The sequence below is a fragment of the Ruegeria sp. CDSC045 genome, assembly GCF_059610725.1.
In genome coordinates this window covers 21,068-41,771 of sequence record NZ_JBXWOE010000010.1, presented here as the reverse complement: position 1 = coordinate 41,771, position 20,704 = coordinate 21,068, and the positions used below count along the sequence as shown (strand labels likewise).

Sequence of the window (20,704 nt, the reverse complement as noted above, 5' to 3'; positions counted from 1 at the left end):
TCGGCCCGGTCTCTGCAATCGAAAGCGACACAATGCATTCCGCAGTTTCTTACGACTGGCGCATCCGCGCCGCTTCAAACCTGAAGTGCAACGCGCAAAGGAAACCGACATGACTGCCCAAGCCTTCTGGGACCGGCATGCGCCCAAGTACGCCAAGAAACCTATTGCCGATGTCACCGCCTACGAAGAAAAGCTGGAATGCGTCACTGCGCTTCTTCGATCGACCGATCGCGTTCTTGAAATCGGCTGCGGCACAGGCGGCACAGCCAGGAAGATCGCGCCTGTCGTCGCTCATGTGACCGCAACCGACCTCTCTGCCGAGATGATCCGGATCGCCCGGTCACGATCAGGTTGCGATGCCGCGGGAACACCAGAATTTCTTCAGGCGGAGGCGGCGCAATACATTCCTGGCCAACCGTTCGACGCCATTTGCGCGTTCAGCTTGCTTCACCTGGTGGACGACATACCCACCGTACTGGATGCAGCATTCCACCAAATGAAACCCGGCGGTCACTTCATATCAAAGACGGTTTGTCTGAAGGACGCGCCGCGCTGGATGCGAGCCATGGTTCGCGTGCTCATGGCCGCGCGGATCGCGCCTAATGTGATCATCTTGAGTCGCGCTGAATTGACCCGACACCTGATCCGCGCCGGGTTCGAAATCGAGCAGACGCGGTACTTCGGAAAGAACCGACTGAGCCCCTTTATCGTCGCGCGCAAGCCCGCCTGAGGCAGACCGACGCCTTATTCTGAGAGACCGAAGCATGCACTTTATCAGCCGTCGCGAATGGGCGTTCCTTGCCCTCGTGTTCCTCTACTCTTTCATTCCGGCAGTCGTAGGGCTGGTCCGGCTTCCGGAACTTCTCGGCGCTCGGGCGATCATCCCGCCGAACCCGCGTGCGGTGTTCGATCCCCTCCCGATCACATTGCATATCCTCGGCAGTTCAGTTTTCTGCCTTGTGGGGGCTGTGCAATTCCTGCCGAGCCTGAGGCGCTACCGCCCGGCCCTGCACAGGACCCTCGGGCGGATTGTGGCGGCAGCGGGATGCATCAGCGCACTAACCGGGCTCTGGATGACCGTGTCCTACGCATTTCCCGATGCCCTGCAGGGACCAGTGCTTTACGGGGCAAGGGTCACGCTCGGCCTCGCGATGGTCACCCTCATCGCATGGGCCATCGTCGCGATCCGGTCGCGAAACGTCGCCGCGCACCGCGCCGCGATGCTGCGCGCCTATGCCATCGGCCAAGGGGCCTCAACGCAAACCGCGCTCTTTCTGGTCGCAATGGCCCTCTTTGACACCGAACTGCAGGGGTTTTCGCGAGACCTCCTGATGGTTGGGGCGTGGGCCATCAACCTTGCGATTGCGGAACTCCTTATCCGCCGCGCCTTTGCAACGCGCACATCCGGCGCGGTGATCTGAACCCGGTCGTGCTCCCGACCTGATACCGGCAAACTCCAGAAACACAGAAAGAAGACGCCAAAATGAGACGGCTCGATCCCCGTATTCTTCTGTCGGCCCTGTGGCTGTTCATACTGCTCAACATCATCTTTCGCGATATTCACCAGTTTGTCCTCGCGTCCCATATCGAGATGCTGCTGACAGGCCATTACAACGGCATCGAGATCACCGAAGGGCTGATGCTTTTGGGCGGTTTCCTCGTCCAAGTGCCGATTGCGATGGTGCTCTTTTCGCTCCTGCTAACCCGCAGGATTGGTCGCCCTGTCACCTTTCTTGCAGCGATCGTCACAACCGGTACGCTCCTTTCCTCGGCCCCCACCGACATGGATGACACCTTCCACCTCGTCATCGAGATCGTGGCTCTAATCGCAATTCTCTGGACCGCATGGACGTGGCCCGAGGACGAACACACCGCGCCGCAATCCGACGCAAGTTCTCCGTAAAAAACGTGCGCGCACCGCGGACACGATGAATGAATAATAGGACCAAATAGATGTTGGAAGAAACGCCTTTAGACGATGCGTTTGATCTTTATGACAAGCTCGCACCTCGCTACGACAAACTTCATCATCGCTGGCTGCGTCATGCAGGCGGCGAGGCGCAGGCCGCCCTGGAAGGTCTGGTGCGTGCACTTGCGACGCCGAATTCGAGGCTTTTGGATGCTGGCTGCGGCACCGGCAACCTGGCACGTAGACTGATCGCCGAGGGCATGCCGCCGAATTTGATGACCCTTCTCGACCCGTCCGCAGCGATGCTTGCACGCTGTGCCGACATTCCTGTGCCGAAGATACAAGGACGGTTGGAGTCCCTGCCGTTTGAAGATGGCACGTTCGATCTTGTGACGTGTGCTTGGGCTTTGGAAACCGTCCCCGATCCCCACCTGGCTTTGAGTGAGCTTTGCAGGGTTGTTCGAGCCGGCGGCGCGCTTTGTCTCGCGTTTTGCGCGGATGAGCCTGCCCGTGGTCTTGCCGGCAGCCTCATGCGCCAGGCGCTTTTGTTTCGCGGGACCGGCCGATTTATGTCCCGCTCCCGATTGATGCAGGCAATCGAGCGTTTCGAAAATTTTGAAGTGCGGGCAATTCCGAGCCATGGTCCGGCCTCGACCTTATTTGCTAGGCGGTCTGGCGCAGCAACCCAGGGGTCTTTGTAGCCGGGCTTAAAGTTGAAAATGACGACCACAGAATTACGGAGATCAAGCATGATTGGATATGTTACCCTCGGAACCAACAACTTCGAGGCCGCGCTGAAATTCTACGACGCCTTGTTTTCGAGCGTGGGCGCAAACCGTCTTTGGAAACAGGGCGATATGGCCGCATGGGGCCGCTCAAGGGCCGAGCCTGCGTTATGCCTTGCTTGTCCATTCAATGGGGCACCGGCAAGCGTTGGAAACGGGGTGATGGTCGCTTTGAAAATGACCAACAGAAAAGCCGTCGATACGCTTCACGCCAAGTGCCTCGAACTTGGCGGAACAGATGAGGGACCCCCCGGCACACGCGGAGATCATGGTTTCTACGGAGGGTATTTCCGGGATCTGGATGGCAACAAACTGAATGCGTATGTCCCAGCGTGACAGCAGGCAAAGAGTTGGCTGTTGAAATATCGCGTCCAGCGGACAATGAGAGACGAGCACATCGAAAGACGCCGCAATGAGATCTGAAATAAAATTTGTCCGATTGTCGGAAATCGACCCAACCGAAATCTTAGCGCACATGTCCGACCCTCGTGTCGCCGAGCATATGCCGCTTCTGAGATTTACTTGGAATGCCGAGACAGTGGCGCGGTTTGTCGCCAAAAAGGAAGAGTGTTGGCACCGTGACGGACTTGGACATTGGGCATTCTTGTCCGATGACCGATATGTCGGCTGGGGTGGATTTCAAAAAGAAGGAGCCGAGTGGGATTTCGGACTGGTCTTGCGGCCCGACACGTTTGGCCTCGGGCCGCGCATCTCGCAAAAGGCGATCGACTTTGCAATTTCCGATGAACGCATCCCGTATGTGACCTTCCTTTTACCACCGTCACGCACGAACCTGCGGGCACTCGACAGACTTGGTGCTTGGCGGGTTGGCGAAGTCGACTATGACGGGGCGACCTTCCTCAAATTTCAACTTGCGACAGAGTGACAGCATTGTCCGATTTCTGGTACATCGGCAGCTCCAGAGTGTGTTGTAACTCGCAGCCCTAACTGGTCATTGCAGTGGTCCTATAGTTCAGCGATGTTAAGGCTTGTTCATCTCAAAGCCAGGCAAAAGCTGTGACGCAAAAATTAAAAACTAAAGAGCCACGGGGTTCATACAGTTGGCTGTGTGCAACAAACTTTGCTATCTGGTTATCAATCGTAGCCGCTTCGGTTAGTCCAAGTTTCGCAGACCAAGCGTCAGAAAATGCTGGCAATCCGTGTGAAGATTCGTGGCAAGAAGTCGTCGAACAACTTCATTCGCAAGTGCAATCTGCTAGAGGGCACAAGCAAATTATCCTATTTGTCGGAGACGACGGTAGTGCTTTCAATTGTCTAAAAATGGATGTTCCAGAAGGAACCATAAAAGCAGTGGCATTCGTAGAGGCCCAACTGGTGCAGCTCGAGAACAACGTTGATCAGAATTCGCGATTCCGAACGAGGTATTGTAGCTCGGGTCGCGGTTTTATCGGAAAATTTGACGTTACCAAACTACATCTGCCTTATAATTCGGACGAGCTTGCTTCTGATGCTTGTGTTGCGCGGCTCCAATCAACACTCAAAATGTTGGGTGGCCTGTGACATCCGCCAAAGATGTTATCCGCTTATGCCGGGCTAGAATGCAAACACAATTGGGCCTAATGGCAATGGCAGTTTTGTCCGCAACCTGTAAATCTGGGAAGTAAATCTCGCAGCGGCATGCTTGAATGGCCGGTTTTCACACCGCGCAGCGGCGCTGAGAATGATGCGGCCGCGGAGATTTTCGTGCTGCGAGCGCCCGCAGCGAGAAAACCGAATTCACAGAATGGGCTCAAACCGGACGCTCAAACGCCTGATTGCATTCCGGCAACATTATAAACCGTAAACAGCTCTTTCGGCTCGGCCACACCGCGCAGCATATAACGCCCGACCGAGATCAGATCCTGATCGCAGGGCTGCGCCGCGCGGGCTACGTCATCCGAGATCAGTATCCGTTGCCCCAAGGACCGATGCATGCCAGCGATACGCGCGGCCTGATTCACCGCTGGGCCGATCACCGTGAAATCCAAACGTGTCTCAGAACCGATATTGCCATACAGAATTTCGCCCGCATGCAAGGCCAGTGTGAAGTTGGCCACCGGCAGTCCAGCGGATTCGCGCTGCGCATTCAGTTCGGCGATCCGATCCTGCAACATGGGAACCGCCTGCAGGGCCGCCTGCACGTCCTCTTCAATCTCGCCGACATTGAACATAGCCATCAGTCCATCGCCCATGAACTTCAGAATATTGCCGCCATTATCGTGCACGACGCCAACGGCAACCGCCAGATAGTCGTTCAACATATCGATGATCTCGATTCCGGGCAGATTCTCGGAGAGGCTGGTAAAGCCCTCAAGGTCGAAATTCCATATCACGGCGTCGATCTGCTGTAGGGATCCGCGACGAATTTCACCCGACAAAACACGCCGTCCAGCATCCCGACCTAAGTAGACGCGCATCAGATCTTTGGATATCCGCGCGTTCGAGGCTGACTTTAGTGCCAGGCCCAAATGGGGCAGAGCCGTATTGATAAGGTCAAGATCCTGTTCCCGAAACCCATCCGGCGCGTTCGAAGCCCACGACAACAGGACTCCATCTACGGCTTTTTTTGAGGTCTGCGACCGCGGATCGAAATTCACACCTTTAGCGTAATACTCCGTCGCACCAGCCTCGCGTAATTCATTGATCAATGGATAGCGGCTGGGCTCGTTCTGATCGACCATGCGTTCATGGACGCCGTCAAGATCGTGATGTAATATCGCATATAGAGGACTGCTCATCCAGTCTTCTCTGGTCTCTTCTGAATACTCGAATTTCTGATAGTCACCGCCGGTGTCTTGATACCAGCTGTATCCGGTGCCGCCATATACCGGGTGCAGCGCCGATTGCGCCGCATGAAATCGCATCAGGGGCACACCAAGTTCAATCAGACGGGTACAATAGCCATCCAGCAATTCTTCTTTTTCGGCACCTTCAAGGCCCCGCGTCACCAGCCAGTTGATCAGATCATTTGATTTTGCCGCGTTTTGGTTCGGGGCTGTCATTTCACATTCCTGTGTCCGCTCTGGCTTCCATCTGGGAGCGAAAGGTTCGAATTACCAGAGGTCAATTCATATCAGCCAGCTTTCGCAACATTTTGCGCAACAAGGTAGCCTCGTTTTCTGTGAACATTGCGGCAAGCTGAGCATCATATTGCTGCGCAATACCGCGCAATTCGCGATAAACCGACCGTCCGGCCGTGGTCAATGCAAGATGTTCAACGCGGCGATCCGTCTGGCTGACGGTTCTGACAAGAAATCGGCGCTGCTCAAGCCTGCTGACCGCGCGGCTTATCTTGGTTTTGTGAATCCGGGCGCGTTGACCGATTTCTTTCGCGCTCAATTCTCCGTAATTGCCCAGATGAAACAACACTCTCCATTCCGTGCGCAGCATCCCATAACGGTCTTTGTATACACGCTGAAATTCCAGTGCGCTTTCCTCGGCTGCCCGGTTCAGCAGATAGGGCAGGAAATCCAGCAGATCAAACCCGTCTCTTTCGGTACTTTCTGTCTTTGTCATGCTTGTTAGTTACAAAATCAACTATTATCTCACAAGCAGAAAACAGCAGGAGCCAAGGATGAACCATCCGACAGACCCGCATAAAATGATCCAGGCCAGTACACCCGCTGGCACCCATCCGGGCTATATGCCCGGCTTTGGCAATGATTTCGAAACCGAGGCCCTACCCGGTGCGCTGCCGCAGGGCATGAACAGCCCGCAACGCTGCAACTATGGGCTATACGGCGAACAACTGAGCGGCACTGCCTTTACCGCCAACCCACCCGAGCGCACCTGGTGCTATCGTATCCGCCCTTCGGTGAAGCATTCGCATCGCTACGATAAGATCGACCTGCCCTATTGGAAATCGGCACCTTGTGTTGACCCAGATGTTACCAGCCTGGGCCAGTATCGCTGGGACCCCGTCGCTCATACCCAAGATGGGCTGACATGGCTGACAGGCATGCGCACGATGACCACAGCAGGGGATGTGAATACGCAGGTCGGGATGGCCAGCCACATCTATCTGGTCACCGAATCGATGGTGAATGACTATTTCTTCTCGGCCGATTCCGAATTGCTGGTGGTGCCTCAAGAAGGCCGCCTGCGCTTTGCGACCGAGTTGGGGATCATCGACCTTGAGCCCAAGGAAATCGCCATTCTGCCGCGCGGGTTGGTTTATCGGGTTGAGGTTCTTGAGGGCCCTGCCCGCGGCTTTGTCTGCGAGAATTACGGGCAAAAATTCGAACTGCCCGGACGCGGCCCGATCGGCGCCAACTGTATGGCTAACCCACGAGATTTCAAGGCACCTATCGCGGCCTATGAAGACCGTGAGGTACCATCGAGCGTCACTGTCAAATGGTGCGGGCAGTTCCACACCACAAAGATTGGGCAAAGCCCGTTGGATGTAGTCGCCTGGCACGGCAATTATGCCCCGTACAAATACGACCTGCGCACATATTGCCCGGTGGGTGCGATCCTGTTTGACCACCCTGACCCGTCGATCTTCACCGTACTCACAGCGCCGTCCGGACAGCCGGGCACGGCCAATATCGACTTTGTCCTGTTCCGCGAACGCTGGATGGTGGCCGAAGATACGTTCCGCCCCCCTTGGTATCACAAGAACATCATGTCTGAGTTGATGGGGAATATCTATGGCCAGTATGACGCCAAACCACAGGGCTTTGTTCCCGGCGGCATGAGTCTGCACAACATGATGTTGCCGCACGGACCTGACCAGGATGCCTTTGACAACGCGTCGAATTCGAACCTTGGACCGGATAAGTTGGATAATACGATGTCCTTCATGATCGAAACCCGGTTCCCGCAGCATCTGACATCATTTGCAGCGACCGAGGCCCCGCTCCAGGATGATTACATTGACTGCTGGACGTCGCTTGAGAAAAAGTTCGACGGTACACCGGGCAAGAAATAATTCCGATTGAGGTCGCAGATTTTTCGACGAAAAATCTTGGCCCCTGACAGAGGTTTGGAGACAAAATGCCATTGAAGAAATCCTGGGTGAGCTCGGCCAATTCTGCCGATCACCCTTTTCCTTTGAACAACCTGCCTTATGGCGTGTTTTCGACAGGCGGCGAAGACCCGCATTGTGGTGTTGCAATCGGCGACATGATCCTTGATGTCACAGCTGCCGAGGCCGAGGGACTGGTCGTTCTGGACGACGAACCGCTGTTCGACCTGCCTTTCTGGAACCCGCTGATGGAGCAAGGCCCCGCCGTTTGGGCCGCCCTGCGCAACCGTCTGATGGATCTGCTGGCCGAAGGCAGCGCGGCACAAGAGGACGTCGCGCCTTTGCTTGTGGCGCAGGCAGATGCCGAGCTGCACATGCCTTTTGCCGTCAGCGAATATACCGATTTTTACGCCGGTCGGCACCACGCCCAAAATGTCGGCACCATGTTCCGTGGACCAGAGAATGCATTGCCCCCTAACTGGCTGCATATTCCCATCGGGTATAATGGCCGGGCGTCTTCGGTCGTGGTGTCGGGAACAGATATCCGCCGCCCCTGGGGTCAGTTGAAATCCCCCGATCAGGACCTTCCGGCCTTCCTTCCCAGCCGTCGTTTCGACATCGAGCTTGAGATGGGCGCCATCGTGGGCACACCCTCTGACGGACCAATTTCCGTACAAGAGGCAGACGACAATATCTTTGGCTATGTCCTTCTGAATGACTGGTCCGCCCGCGATATTCAGGCGTGGGAGTATCAGCCGCTTGGGCCGTTTCAGGCCAAGTCCACCGCCACGTCGATCAGCCCATGGATCGTGACCAAGGCGGCGCTGGAACCTTTCCGCTGTGACACGCCCGAGCGGGATTTTGAGTTGCTGGATCACCTCAAAGAGAACGGCCCGATGCTGTATGACATTGATCTGTCGATCACGATGGCTCCGGACGGCAAGGCCTCGACCACAATCACGCGAACAAACTATAGCCAGATGTACTATTCCGCCGCACAGCAGTTGGCCCATCACACGACGTCGGGCTGCCCGATGAACACCGGTGATCTGCTGGGGTCCGGCACCATCTCTGGCCCGACAAAGCCCGAGCGCGGTTCGATGCTGGAGCTCAGCTGGGGCGGGAAAGAGCCGCTAACGCTGGAGACCGGCGAAAGCCGCAGCTTTATCGAGGATGGCGACACGCTGACCCTGACAGGGGCGGCCAAGGGGAAAGGGTACACGATCGGATTTGGCGAATGTGCCGGAACCGTGCTGCCCGCGCTTGAAAACCCATATTCGCGATAAGGAACCAGAAATGGCCAAGGCATTTGCGTCCCAAGGGGACATGTCGGAAAAGAAAATCTCGTTCACCGAGGTAGGAGACGGGCTTTTTGCCTTTACCGCCGAAGGGGATCCGAATTCGGGCGTCATCATCGGTGATGACAGTGTCATGATTGTCGAGGCACAGGCGACGCCCCGTTTGGCCAACAAGGTAATCGAATGCGTGCGCTCGGTCACGGACAAGCCGATCACGCATGTGGCGCTGACCCATTATCACGCCGTCCGTGTTCTGGGTGCCAGCGCCTTTGGGGCGCAGCAGATCATGATGTCAGACATGGCCCGCGCGATGGTGGTGGAACGGGGACAGGAAGATTGGGACAGTGAGTTCCAGCGTTTCCCGCGCCTGTTCGAAGGGCACGAAAGCATTCCCGGTCTGACCTGGCCCACGACCACGTTCAGCGACACCATGACGGTATATCTGGGCAAACGTCGGATTGACCTGATGCATCTAGGCCGCGCACATACAGCAGGCGATATCGTGATCCATGTACCCGATCAGAATGTGATGTTTACCGGTGACATCGTCGAGTATCACTCGGCCTGTTACTGCGGCGATGGGCATTTCGGCGACTGGGGCGATACACTGGATGAGATCAAGTGGTTTGATGTCGACGCCATTGCGCCAGGCCGTGGCGATGCCCTGGTCGGCAAGGACATGGTCAATGCAGCAATCGAAAACACCCGCGATTTTGTCGACAGCACCTATCGTCCAGCAGCCAAGGTTGCGGCGCGCGGAGGAAGCCTGAAAGAAGCATGGGACGCGGTGCGCGCCGAATGCGACCCGAAATTCGCCGATTACGCGATCTATGAACACTGCCTGCCCTTCAACGTCGCCCGTGCCTATGACGAGGCGCGCGGGATCGACACCCCGCGCATCTGGACCGCCCAACGAGATCTGGAGATGTGGGAAGCCTTGCAGAGTTAAGGACATACGGTCGCATTTGATCCAGATCGTTTTTCGCAGGACGGATTGGTGAGACCCTGGGATCGGGACCACTGAGCCTGAACGGCTGGTGGAAAGGACCCTCAGCGCAGCGCAATGGGAGAGCCCCATGAACAAGATCTTCGAAATACCGCTTTACGCCTACGCCCGAAATCCCGATCAGGACGCCGTAGCCCCAATACGCCACAAGGTGATCGTCATCGGCGCCGGGCCAATCGGCTTGGCCACAGCTATTGATCTGGCACAACAGGGCGTTGAGGTTGTCGTTCTGGACGAAAATGACAAGGTCAGCTTTGGCAGCCGGGCCATCTGTTTTTCACAGCGCACGCTGGACATAGCCGACAGGCTTGGATGCGCAGAGCCCTTGGTCCGGAAAGGTGTTCTTTGGGATACCGGCAAGGTCTTTTTCGACACAAGACAGATCTATGAGTTCAATTTGCAGCCAGAACAAGGCTATGCCAATCCGGCATTTATCAATCTGCAGCAATATCACCTAGAACAGATCCTTGTGGACCGCTTGCGCGCACTCCAAGCTGAAGGCGCGCCAATCGATATTCGCGGCCGCAATAGGGTCGAGGCGATCGGCACCCATGAGGACCATGTCACGCTTGAGGTAGAGACCCCCGAAGGCCCCTACAACATCGAAGCCGACTGGTTGATCGCCTGTGACGGCGCGCACTCTCCGGCCCGCAGGATGCTCGGGTTGGATTTCGACGGGCGCGTGTTCGAAGATAACTTCCTGATAGCTGATGTCGTGATGGAGGCTGACTTTCCTTCCGAACGCTGGTTCTGGTTTGATCCACCGTTCAACAGGGGGCAATCCGCCCTGCTGCACAAACAGCCCGACAATGTCTGGCGCATTGACCTGCAACTGGGTTGGGATATCGACAAGGAACGGGAAAAACGGCCCGAGAATGTGATCCCGCGCCTCAAGGAGATGCTGGGCGAAGATGTCGAATTCGATTTGGAATGGGTCTCGATCTATACCTTCCAGTGTCGCCGGATGGAGCGATTCCGGTATGGCCGGGTCCTGTTTGCCGGCGACAGCGCCCATCAGGTTAGCCCGTTTGGTGCGCGTGGGGCCAATTCGGGTGTGCAGGATTCGGACAACCTGTGTTGGAAGCTGAAGCTGGTTATCGACGGAAAAGCGCCCGATTATTTGCTGGATAGCTACAGCCATGAACGGGTGCAGGCCGCTGATGAGAATATTGCCTATTCCAGTCGCTCGACCGACTTCATCACGCCGAAATCCCAGATGTCCCGCCTGTTGCGCGACGCCGTTCTTGACCTGGGCGAGCACTACGAATTCGCGCGCCCTCTGGTGAATTCCGGCCGTCTGAGCACACCTTGTACCTATGCGGGCTCGTCGTTGAATTCCGCAGATGCGCTGAACGGGCCAGATATTACCCGTCCCGGCGCTGCGTGCCCGGATGCCCCCCTCGGCGCCGCGTTCCTGCTGCCGAAACTCGCGGGCAAGTTTACCCTTTTGACGATTGACGCCGACGCACCAGACACTCTTGAGGAAGACGGGGTTCTGGCAACCCGCTTGGCGTTGTCCGTTAAGGACGATCCGACCCTGGCGCTCAAGCGCCGCTATCTGGGGGATGCCACCAGCGCGGTTTATCTGATCCGTCCCGATCAACACGTGGCCGCCCGCCGTGATACGTACGAAGAAAACGCATTCCGGCAGGCGATCCGCAGGGCCACCGGTAAGGAGTAAGCGAGATGACCCAACTGATCCTCACCCCTAATCTGGACAATGCAGATGATTTCTATTTTGAACTGATCGCCGCCCATGACGGGCTGGATAAAACCGACAGCGACGCGCTGAATGCGCGGCTGGTACTGGTGCTAGCCAACCATATCGGAAATGCCGAGGTGTTGTCTGAAGCCCTAAAAGCCGCCAAGCTGAACGAGAATTGACGTAAACAGGAGGCCAGCGATGAGTGGCGTAGTTCTGTATGATTATTGGCGCTCGTCGGCCAGCTACCGGGTGCGGATCGCGTTAAACTTGGCTGGCATCACCTATCGTGCGGTGTCTGTCGATCTTGTCGCCGGAGATCACAAATCTGACGCGCATCTTACGCGCAACCCGCAAGGGCTGGTTCCAGTGCTTGAGATTGACGGGCTGCGGCTGACGCAATCTTTGGCAATCATCGACTATCTGGACATGACACGGGGTCTGGGGTTGCTTCCTGCGGAACCCGGTATTCGCGCACAAGCACTGGCGCTGGCACAAACCATAGCCATTGATCTTCACCCAGTCTGCAATTTGTCAGTCGCACGCCATGCAACCGCGCTCAGTGGGAATGCAGAAGGCATGCCTGGCAACTGGATGAACCATTTCATACGACCGGGTCTGCTTGCGTTCGAAGCCCAGTTGGGCGGTTTCCAACAGACCCCATATTGCACTGGACCGCAGCCAGGGCTGGCTGATCTGTGCCTGATCCCACAGATGTACAATGCCCGCCGCTATCAGGTCGATCTGACCGACCTGCCCCGTATCCTGGGCGTCGAGGCCGCCTGCGCCAAACACCCAGCCTTTGCCGCAGCGCATCCCGATCAACACGCCCCCACCTGATCCTCTGCACAGGGTCTGTGTGCCGATGCGAATGGGAATTGCCTGACCCCTGCCTTACGTTCTTCAAAACAAAATGCAGGAGGCCCCAATGCCCGAAATCATCGGCTATCACGCCCATGTCTATTTCGATGCAGAAACGCAGGATACCGCCCGGCAGCTCTGTGAAGAAGCAGTGCGCCTGTTCCCAGTTGCAATGGGGCGGATGCACGCCCGCAATGTAGGCCCACATCCAAGGTGGAGCTGCCAGTTGGGCTTTGCAGCCGACGCATTTGATCAGGTCATTCCCTGGCTGACGCTGAATCGGCAAGGGTTGACGATATTCACCCATCCCGAAACCGGCGAGCATCTGGCAGACCACCGCGACCGCGCAATTTGGATGGGTGAGATGCTGGATCTAGATCTGTCGATCTTCGACCAGCCTTAACCCAACGCCTTGGCCTGATCTCTCAGCTTGAACTTCTGAATCTTGCCGGTCGAGGTCTTTGGCAAAGGACCGAAGACCACCGTCTTAGGCACCTTGAAATGGGCCATGTTGTCCCGGCAGAACGCGATGATCTCTGCCTCTGTCGCTTGCCCATCTGGTTTGAGTTCAACAAAGGCGCAGGGTGTTTCGCCCCATTTGTCATCGGGGCGGGCGACCACGGCGGCCTCCATCACGGCGGGGTGCTTGTACAAGATATCCTCAACCTCAACCGATGAGATATTCTCACCTCCTGAGATGATGATATCTTTGGACCGGTCCTTGAGTGCGACATATCCATCCGCATGCATCACCCCAAGATCGCCCGAGGCGAACCAGCCGCCCCGGAACGCCTTGTCCGTGGCATCGGAGTTTTTGAGATAACCTTTCATGACAACATTGCCCTGCATGAAAATCTCACCCAGCGTCTCGCCATCCGCAGGCACGGGTTCCAACGTATCCGGGTCGGCCACCATAAGGCCGGACAGGGCCGAATACCGCACACCCTGACGAACCTTCAAAGCGGCGCGTTCTTCGCCTTCTTTGCTGTTCCATTCATCCTTCCAGGCGCAGACCACGGACGGACCATAAGTCTCGGTCAGGCCATAGACATGGGTAACCTCGATCCCCATATCCTCCATCTTCTTAACCACAGCCGCCGGAGGTGGAGCGCCTGCGGTCATCACTTTGATCTCGTGATCGAAATCCTTAAGGTGATCGGGCGCGTTGGCCAACATGTTCAGAACAATCGGCGCACCGCAGAAATGCGTGACCTTCTCGTCCCGGAAGGCGGCATAAATCGGCTCATCCCGAACCGCCCGCAGGCAAACCGAGACCCCTGCATTTGCCGCCATGGCCCAAGGGAAACACCAGCCGTTGCAGTGGAACATCGGCAAGGTCCACAGATAGACTGAATGCCGGGGCATGCCCCAGTCCAGCAGATCAGATTGGGCATTCAGGGCCGCACCGCGGTGATGATACACAACCCCTTTTGGATTGCCTGTGGTGCCTGAGGTATAATTCAGCGTGATCGCATCCCATTCATCCGCTGGCAGGGACCATGCGAACTCGGGATCGCCTTCGGCCAAGAGCGCATCGTAAGTCAGACTGCCCTGTTTCTCGCCACCATCAAAGCTGGGATCCTCGATATCGATGACGAGAATATCGTGATCAACCTGTTCCAGTGCGTCTTGCACAACCGTAGAAAATTCCGGATCGACCAACAGCACCTTGGTTTCCGCATGGTTCAGGATGAAGGCAATGATCGGCGCGTCCAGCCGGGTGTTAATCGCGTTCAGCACGGCGCCAGCCATGGGAACGCCAAAATGGGCCTCGTACAGTTCGGGGATGTTTGCTGCGATAATCGAAACTGTATCTCCTCGCCCTATTCCACGCCTATCCAGAGCGCTCGCCAGTCGACGACAACGGGTATAGGTTTCTGCCCAGGAATACCGGCGGACGCCATAAACAACTGACGGGTAATCAGGGTAGACCTGCGCCGTCCGTTCGATAAAGCTTAGCGGTGACAGCGGCGTATAATTCGCCTGGCATTGATCCAAGTGGCGTTCATATATGTTGGCCCCTGTCATCTGCGGATCCTCCCAAATCGCAAGTTGCGCGAATTGAACACAAACATAGTCCCATGACAAACCCGTAGAAATACGGGCTGAGGCGGCCAAATAACTGTGCTGTGCCCGACTGGCGATACCAACCTGCCCGATCTGGCCCTATCTTGTACTGGCCATTCACGCTGATCTGAGCCATCGAATATACAAGCCGAGGCGACACCGCCTCTGCAAGATGTGCACACGCTAATTTTGAAAGGACATGTCATGGACGGCACGTTCAACGAAAACGATCTTTCCCGCGTCGTCGAAGCCGACCGCGCCCATATTTGGCACCACTTGATCCAGCATAAACCCTTTGAAACCAACGACCCGCGCATCATTGTCGAAGGTAAGGGCATGCGTGTCTGGGATCAAAAAGGCAAAGAGCATCTGGACGCTGTATCGGGCGGCGTATGGACTGTGAATGTCGGCTATGGCCGCGAATCGATCTGTAAGGCGGTTTACGACCAGCTGATGAAGCTGTGCTATTTCGCCAACTCGGCGGGCTCGATCCCAGGTGCTTTGTTCGCCGAAAAGCTGATCGAGAAAATGCCTGGCATGAGCCGCGTGTATTACACCAACTCGGGCAGCGAGGCGAATGAGAAGGCGTTCAAGATGGTTCGCCAAATCGCCCACAAGAAATACGGCGGCAAGAAGACCAAGATTTTGTACCGTGACCGCGACTATCACGGCTCGACCCTGGCAGCGATGTCGGCAGGTGGTCAGGACGAGCGCAACGCGCAGTACGGGCCTTTCGCCCCCGGTTTCATCCGCGTGCCGCATTGCATGGAATACCGCAAGCACGAGCTGGACGGTGCGCCCGAAGAGAATTTCGGCGAATGGGCCGCGGATCAGATCGAAGATGTGATCCTGCGCGAAGGCCCGGATACGGTTGGCGCCCTGTGCCTTGAGCCCGTGACCGCAGGCGGCGGCGTGATCGAAGCGCCCGAGGGTTATTGGCAGCGTGTGCAGGAGATCTGCAAGAAGTACGACATCCTGCTGCATATTGACGAGGTCGTCTGTGGCGTTGGCCGCACCGGTACCTGGTTCGGGTATCAGCAATATGGTGTGAAGCCGGATTTCGTGACCATGGCCAAGGGTGTCGCCTCGGGCTATGCCGCCATCGCCTGCATGGTAACTACTGAGGAAGTCTTTGACATGTTCAAAGAAGACGCCTCGGACCCGATGGGCTATTTCCGCGACATCTCGACCTTTGGGGGCTGCACCGCCGGTCCGGCCGCCGCGATCGAGAACATGCGGATTATCGAGGATGAAAACCTGTTGGGCAACTGCACGGCCATGGGCGACCGGATGACGGGCAACCTTCAGGCGCTGATGGAAAAGCACAAGGTCATCGGCGATGTACGCGGCAAAGGCTTGTTCCTGGGTGCTGAGCTGGTCGCAGACCGCGCGTCCCGTGAGCCAGTTGATGAGAAGCTTGCCCAAGCCGTTGTGGCCGACTGCATGGCGCAAGGCGTGATCATCGGCGTAACTAACCGCTCGGTCCCCGGTCGGAACAACACTCTGTGCTTCTCACCAGCGCTGATTGCCACCGCGGATGACATCGACCAAATCACCGATGCTGTCGATGGCGCACTGGGGCGTGTATTCGGCTGACACCGTTAGCAGTCTCTTAGGATGAGACCATGAAAACCGGCGCTGCTTGCGCCGGTTTTTTCTCAAGACGGATGCCCAAACCCTCAATATGCGACCGGATGTTCCCGCTCAGTGCTGAATGTCGGCGGCCCGGATTGTAGAATCCGTTGATGTATCCGTTGAGCGGGGCGTTGCAACTGACCCCCGAATTAGCCCCTGATCTGCCTCTTGTTTCCATGGCATATTGTCTAAAACGAGAGGCGGCAGCAATGAGGCAATTTCCACAATCATTCTAAGCCAATGGATTCACCATTTAGGTGCATGCGGGAGGACGCCGTGTCTGGCCGCCCGCGTCAAGAGGTTTGTCAAAACCAAACTTGATCTCGGTGAACTGACGTTGGTGACATCTTGGAGGATTGCAACGTTTCGCAATCCCTCGTCTACAAATGGAGGTCAGGCGTGAAATCTTCATAGGTCAAAAGCGTCGCGCGGAACGAAGAACAAATTTTTTCGAAGGTTCTAATTAACGAAGAGACGCAGCCAGGCCGTGATCCAGAAACTGACAATCGCAATCTTCTGGCGCGCCGGGAAAGCACCATGCCTTTCCTGCCAATTATCCGGTGAACTGTTTGGTCAAAATTGCACTCGCGATGGATAGCCATTCATGATTTCACCAGCTGGCAACTTTAAATTCTACGCCGCCACCAAGCCAGTCGATTTTCGTAAAGGCATGGGTGGTTTGGAGGCGATCGTTCTGAATGAATTCGATCTCGATCCATGCTGTGTTGCCATATTTGTTTTCCGTTCGACACGCACGGGCCGGCTGAAGCTCATAGTTTGGGACGGGGCGGGTCTTGTGCTGATCTATAAGCGGATCGGGGGTGAAGGTTTTGAATGGCCACGCGTCAGTGACGGGGTGATGACGATGACCAAATCGCAGTTTGAGGCCCTTTTCGAAGGGCTTGATTCGAAGCGTGTGATAACGCGCGCTTCGGACTGCAATCAGTCCCTGATGTGAATAGCAGCGAACGGCGATACCGAGCCCAAAGCAGAATCTTGAGAGATAGTGGAAGGAGCACTCCGCCGTCACCACGGCGAAGTGCTGAATTGTGTATTTCTAGCCGTTATTGAGACATCCCGCCTTCGCTGGAAACCTGTTTCTCAACTTGGCTTTGATTGGCCAGGTCAGAGCCACGCGGCGGGAACTCTTGGAATGTCTGAAGGTGTTGCTGCACCAGTCGCGCAGCAGGTCCAAACGCCCACATCTTCTGCCCCATCCATTTGGTATACATCCCGGATTCTTCGGCGGCCTTTTCATAAGGATCGCGGCGCAGATTAAACAACATCGGCGCATTTAATTCTTCTTTTGGTCCGGCCCAGCCATGCTCTTGGATTACGAAATGGGCTTTCCAGTCCCTGTAGCGGACGGCCTGAAGGCTCGTGCCTTCGTAGTAGATGATTTCGTCGCGGTTGCTTTCGGCACCTCCCGTCAAATACGACAGTTGGTTGTATCCGTCCAAATGTGCTGTGTAGCCTTCATATCCAGACAAGAGCGCCTCGGGCAGGTTGTCAGGGCCACCTGCCGCTGCCACCAGCGTCGGCATCCAGTCCATACCGGACATAATGCCGTTTGCAACGCGTCCAGCAGGAACATTGCCGGGCCATTTGATAATCGCCGGAACGCGGAAACCACCTTCCCAGGTTGTTCCTTTTTCCCCGTGAAATGGTGTCGTGCCACCATCCGGCCAGGTCATCGTTTCAGGGCCATTGTCAGCAGTGAAAACCACAATTGTGTTGTCAGTGACACCCAGCTCGTCAAGCCGCGCCATCACTTTGCCCACATTGTCGTCAAGCTCTTGCATCACAACGTCCTGCAGCCCACGCCCATCGCCCAGCATGTCTTCGTATTTGGGGCTCAGGTGCGTCCAAACATGCGCTCTGGCCGGGGCCATCCATACAAAAAACGGTGTATCCGCTTCGACAGCGCGATCAATAAAGTCGATCGTCTTTTCGGTCACCTCATCATCGAGCGTCTTTTGACGCTCGGGCGGCGCGGGTCCATCGTCCAAGATGCGCTGATTGCCGACCACGCCCCAACGCGGATCCACCGTTTCATCCAGTTCTTCGGTTGCAAAGGCATGTATGATGTTGCGCGGACCGAATTGGGCATTAAATTCGGGATCGTCTGGCCAGTCAGGGTCCGACGTATATTCCATCGCATTCAAATGGTAGAGCCAGCCCCAGTACTCGTCGAAACCTTTTGTTGTTGGCAAAAACTGGTTCTGGTCGCCCAAGTGGTTTTTCCCGAATTGACCGGTGGTATACCCCAAGGCCTTTAGCATGTTTGCAAGCGTGGGGTCTTCATTGCTCAGACCCACGGGATCACCGGGAAGACCAACAGTGTGCATCCCGACACGTACAGGAAACTGACCCGTCAAAAACGCAGCGCGACCTGCGGTACAGGTCGGTTCCGCGTAGTAGTCCGTCAGCCGCGTTCCCGCTTCGGCAAGCTGGTCCAGGTTCGGTGTTTTGATGCTTTTGACGCCTTGGTGGTAGCTTCCCAAGCTGGCCCAACCGACATCGTCAGCCATGATCACCAAAATATTTGGCTTGTCCTCTTGAGCAACTGCGCTTGCGGCGACAGCAACCGAAGCGACGACCGCTCCGACGAAAGTGCGCGCGATTGATAAGCGTTTCTGCATGAATCATCCTTTCTTGCATCGTATCGGGGTCGTCTGGTCGTCCTCATAGCCCCAAATTTATAAGCGCGTAATTACTGTACAGCAGCGGAAAATGTCGCGCTTAAACGTTTGTTGAGCATCGCGTGTGGCTCGATTGAGCTACCATAGTAGAGCTGTGCAAAGGCGGCGATGTCGTTGAACAGAACCACAGCGTTGCCATCTGTGCCTTCATAGACAAGCAGTTTCTGGCAAAAGGCATCAAGACCGATCGCCGGGTAATCCGCCATTGCGACTCCACCGGGCGCTGGCCCCCCGAACAGCAGCAGCTTTGCGGCGGGAAGGGCAACGTCAAACGCGGCAGCTTCTTTCATAAAATCGATCTCGCCGAACCAAATTGTATCTGTTTGCGCGGTCACTGCTTTTTCGAGGCGCGCAACCGTTTCGGCAACGCCATACGCCGACGCAATTTCAATAATGCCAAAATCACGCTCGACAGCATCGGTGGGAATCGGGCTCGGGTCTGCGCCATCAACCGCGCGCAGTACCGCTTGCAGGCGCTCATCAAAGGCAGCAAGGGCCGCTGACCCCTCAAGTCCGTGACGTTTGGCGATGAACGCAGAGGACGTGTAAGATAAGGACGGCTTAGCCTCGTCGCCGTATGACAACACCCTGAAGGGCAGATCCAACCCCGCACGAATGTTCTCGCTCAGGATGGCAGCGTTCACGCCGGGATCAGAGAAAAGCAAAACTCTCGACGGTGGCATCTCCACGCCTTCGCCAGCCGCCAAACGGGCATGATCTATCTCGATCACCCTTGCCATTTTGGCATCTGTCACCGCCTCTGCCACTGCTTCGAACAAAATATCGGTGTCGGCTTGCAGTGTATCATCTGCATCGGCGGAGATCGGAGTTAATGCCAGCGCAGCGGCCAACAGAGTGTTTCGGATACCCAAGTTGACCCTCCTGATCAAACCGCGCCTTGTTGACGCAAACGAAGCAGAGCCAAAGCTGCGAAAAGGATTTCTGCCAAAAAGTAGAACACCAGCAAGAAATTTGGCAAGCCATCGACCAAAAAGCTCAGCAGTCGGCCAGCGGCGAGCCCGGCCATGAAGAGGAACAGGCTCCAAAGGGCGGCGTTTGTAAGGGCGGGCTTTAATGCCCCAGCAATCCAAAACATCAACATCGCCAGATACAGCCCCATAATTGCCCGGAAGATGTGGGTGAGCTCTGTCGTGTCGACTGGAATTCCCAGCAACATCGGCACACTCGCCGACGGTATCGCGCCATAAGACAGTGCGATCGGGAACAACCCAACGGATGCGAGCAACAAAACAAAACGGCCAGACAAGGAATTTCCCTTTTGGCTGCCTCTACAAGAGCCAGATAGAATATACTGTCAATTCCGCGTTGGGCAACTCAGAACTATGGTCAATTTCCTTACCGCGGGAAACTTACGCGGGACGTTAGGATAGTACCGCAGGCACGACCTGCATATCAGGCTTTGTCCCCAACTCAGTCAAGCATGTACCACGAGACGAATTACCGCTTCGTACCGCGACTTGATCCTTAATCCGCCCGTTGATGTTGCTTGCGCAGCGAATGGCAGGTCTGGTGAAGCGGCGCTGTCGAGGAAGATGGATGTCTCCTTTGGGCCATCTGCTACGATACTGGTTCTGCGAAACTGGCAGATGCCGCGCCGCATCTGAGGTCGGTACTGAGCCCAACCTGTACCTTCAGTATTTTTGCTGCGCGCGCTCGCAGCACGAAAATCGCCGTAAGAGGTCAGGTTCCGCCGTCGCAGGGCAGCGGCAAAATCTGCCATTCGTCGATTGCGCAGAATTTTTAATACGACAT

Annotated in this window: 21 protein-coding genes; 15 read left to right on the top strand and 6 right to left on the bottom strand. The window is 56.2% G+C overall.

Annotation, left to right across the window (positions count from 1 at the left end):
* Positions 1-109: 109 nt before the first annotated feature.
* The 6 genes from AC2FH6_RS16335 to AC2FH6_RS16310 all read left to right on the top strand — a co-directional run bounded on the left by AC2FH6_RS16335 (position 110) and on the right by AC2FH6_RS16310 (position 3,580).
* Positions 110-730, top strand: a complete 621-nt coding sequence (locus tag AC2FH6_RS16335) for a class I SAM-dependent DNA methyltransferase (protein ID WP_496703626.1) — start codon at positions 110-112, stop codon at positions 728-730.
* A gap of 34 nt (positions 731-764) precedes the next feature.
* Positions 765-1,421, top strand: a complete 657-nt coding sequence (locus AC2FH6_RS16330; RefSeq protein ID WP_496698890.1) for a DUF2306 domain-containing protein — start codon at positions 765-767, stop codon at positions 1,419-1,421.
* Between the two features lie 62 nt (positions 1,422-1,483).
* Positions 1,484-1,903 carry a DUF6326 family protein gene (locus AC2FH6_RS16325; RefSeq protein WP_496703624.1) on the top strand — a complete coding sequence of 140 codons (420 nt, stop codon included), beginning with the start codon at positions 1,484-1,486 and terminating at the stop codon, positions 1,901-1,903.
* 50 nt (positions 1,904-1,953) lie between these two features.
* Positions 1,954-2,610 (top strand): methyltransferase domain-containing protein, encoded by a 657-nt coding sequence (locus AC2FH6_RS16320; RefSeq protein WP_496703622.1) that lies wholly within the window; start codon positions 1,954-1,956, stop codon positions 2,608-2,610.
* Between the two features lie 48 nt (positions 2,611-2,658).
* Positions 2,659-3,030, top strand: a complete 372-nt coding sequence (locus AC2FH6_RS16315; RefSeq protein WP_496698885.1) for a VOC family protein — start codon at positions 2,659-2,661, stop codon at positions 3,028-3,030.
* A gap of 76 nt (positions 3,031-3,106) precedes the next feature.
* On the top strand, positions 3,107-3,580 hold the full coding sequence (locus tag AC2FH6_RS16310; protein ID WP_496703619.1) for a GNAT family N-acetyltransferase: 474 nt from the start codon (positions 3,107-3,109) through the stop codon (positions 3,578-3,580).
* An 877-nt stretch (positions 3,581-4,457) separates the two neighbouring features.
* On the opposite strand, the gene AC2FH6_RS16305 is transcribed toward AC2FH6_RS16310, so the two are convergent.
* Both AC2FH6_RS16305 and AC2FH6_RS16300 read right to left on the bottom strand, forming a co-directional pair.
* Positions 4,458-5,696 carry an adenylate/guanylate cyclase domain-containing protein gene (locus tag AC2FH6_RS16305; RefSeq protein ID WP_496702849.1) on the bottom strand — a complete coding sequence of 413 codons (1,239 nt, stop codon included), beginning with the start codon at positions 5,694-5,696 and terminating at the stop codon, positions 4,458-4,460.
* A 61-nt stretch (positions 5,697-5,757) separates the two neighbouring features.
* On the bottom strand, positions 5,758-6,210 hold the full coding sequence (locus tag AC2FH6_RS16300; protein ID WP_142639108.1) for a MarR family winged helix-turn-helix transcriptional regulator: 453 nt from the start codon (positions 6,208-6,210) through the stop codon (positions 5,758-5,760).
* A 58-nt stretch (positions 6,211-6,268) separates the two neighbouring features.
* Between AC2FH6_RS16300 and hmgA the strand changes: the two genes are divergently transcribed.
* From hmgA to AC2FH6_RS16265, 7 genes are all read left to right on the top strand, one after another.
* Positions 6,269-7,624 (top strand): homogentisate 1,2-dioxygenase, encoded by a 1,356-nt coding sequence (hmgA, locus tag AC2FH6_RS16295; protein WP_496702847.1) that lies wholly within the window; start codon positions 6,269-6,271, stop codon positions 7,622-7,624.
* A gap of 65 nt (positions 7,625-7,689) precedes the next feature.
* Positions 7,690-8,946, top strand: coding sequence for a fumarylacetoacetase (gene fahA / locus AC2FH6_RS16290; RefSeq protein ID WP_496703617.1), 1,257 nt, complete (start codon positions 7,690-7,692; stop codon positions 8,944-8,946).
* Between the two features lie 10 nt (positions 8,947-8,956).
* Positions 8,957-9,907: an MBL fold metallo-hydrolase gene (locus AC2FH6_RS16285; protein WP_496703615.1), complete on the top strand. Its 951-nt coding sequence runs from the start codon at positions 8,957-8,959 to the stop codon at positions 9,905-9,907.
* Positions 9,908-10,034: 127 nt separating this feature from the next.
* Entirely contained in the window at positions 10,035-11,645 is a 1,611-nt protein-coding gene (locus AC2FH6_RS16280) for an FAD-dependent oxidoreductase (protein ID WP_496698960.1), read from the top strand.
* A 5-nt stretch (positions 11,646-11,650) separates the two neighbouring features.
* Positions 11,651-11,848 (top strand): DUF2783 domain-containing protein, encoded by a 198-nt coding sequence (locus tag AC2FH6_RS16275; protein WP_142639098.1) that lies wholly within the window; start codon positions 11,651-11,653, stop codon positions 11,846-11,848.
* Positions 11,849-11,867: 19 nt separating this feature from the next.
* Positions 11,868-12,506 carry a maleylacetoacetate isomerase gene (gene maiA / locus AC2FH6_RS16270; RefSeq protein ID WP_281973543.1) on the top strand — a complete coding sequence of 213 codons (639 nt, stop codon included), beginning with the start codon at positions 11,868-11,870 and terminating at the stop codon, positions 12,504-12,506.
* Between the two features lie 88 nt (positions 12,507-12,594).
* Positions 12,595-12,930 carry a DOPA 4,5-dioxygenase family protein gene (locus AC2FH6_RS16265; RefSeq protein WP_281973544.1) on the top strand — a complete coding sequence of 112 codons (336 nt, stop codon included), beginning with the start codon at positions 12,595-12,597 and terminating at the stop codon, positions 12,928-12,930.
* Here AC2FH6_RS16265 and AC2FH6_RS16260 read toward each other — a convergent pair.
* Positions 12,927-14,555: an acyl-CoA synthetase gene (locus AC2FH6_RS16260; RefSeq protein WP_282022212.1), complete on the bottom strand. Its 1,629-nt coding sequence runs from the start codon at positions 14,553-14,555 to the stop codon at positions 12,927-12,929. The two genes, AC2FH6_RS16265 and AC2FH6_RS16260, sit on opposite strands and share 4 nt — an antisense overlap.
* 243 nt (positions 14,556-14,798) lie before the next feature.
* On the opposite strand from AC2FH6_RS16260, the gene AC2FH6_RS16255 reads away from it, so the two are divergent.
* A complete protein-coding gene (locus AC2FH6_RS16255; RefSeq protein ID WP_496703612.1) occupies positions 14,799-16,190 on the top strand; it encodes an aminotransferase family protein in 1,392 nt (463 codons plus the stop codon).
* Positions 16,191-16,833: 643 nt separating this feature from the next.
* Entirely contained in the window at positions 16,834-17,187 is a 354-nt protein-coding gene (tnpB, locus tag AC2FH6_RS16250; RefSeq protein WP_496703611.1) for an IS66 family insertion sequence element accessory protein TnpB, read from the top strand.
* Positions 17,188-17,293: 106 nt separating this feature from the next.
* Here the strand turns inward: tnpB and AC2FH6_RS16245 are convergent, their stop codons facing one another.
* The 3 genes from AC2FH6_RS16245 to AC2FH6_RS16235 form a co-directional block, all read right to left on the bottom strand.
* Positions 17,294-18,871 carry an arylsulfatase gene (locus tag AC2FH6_RS16245; protein WP_496692090.1) on the bottom strand — a complete coding sequence of 526 codons (1,578 nt, stop codon included), beginning with the start codon at positions 18,869-18,871 and terminating at the stop codon, positions 17,294-17,296.
* 71 nt (positions 18,872-18,942) lie between these two features.
* On the bottom strand, positions 18,943-19,803 hold the full coding sequence (locus AC2FH6_RS16240) for a DUF302 domain-containing protein (protein WP_496703609.1): 861 nt from the start codon (positions 19,801-19,803) through the stop codon (positions 18,943-18,945).
* A 14-nt stretch (positions 19,804-19,817) separates the two neighbouring features.
* Positions 19,818-20,198, bottom strand: a complete 381-nt coding sequence (locus tag AC2FH6_RS16235) for a DUF4345 domain-containing protein (RefSeq protein ID WP_496703607.1) — start codon at positions 20,196-20,198, stop codon at positions 19,818-19,820.
* Positions 20,199-20,704 lie beyond the last annotated feature (506 nt).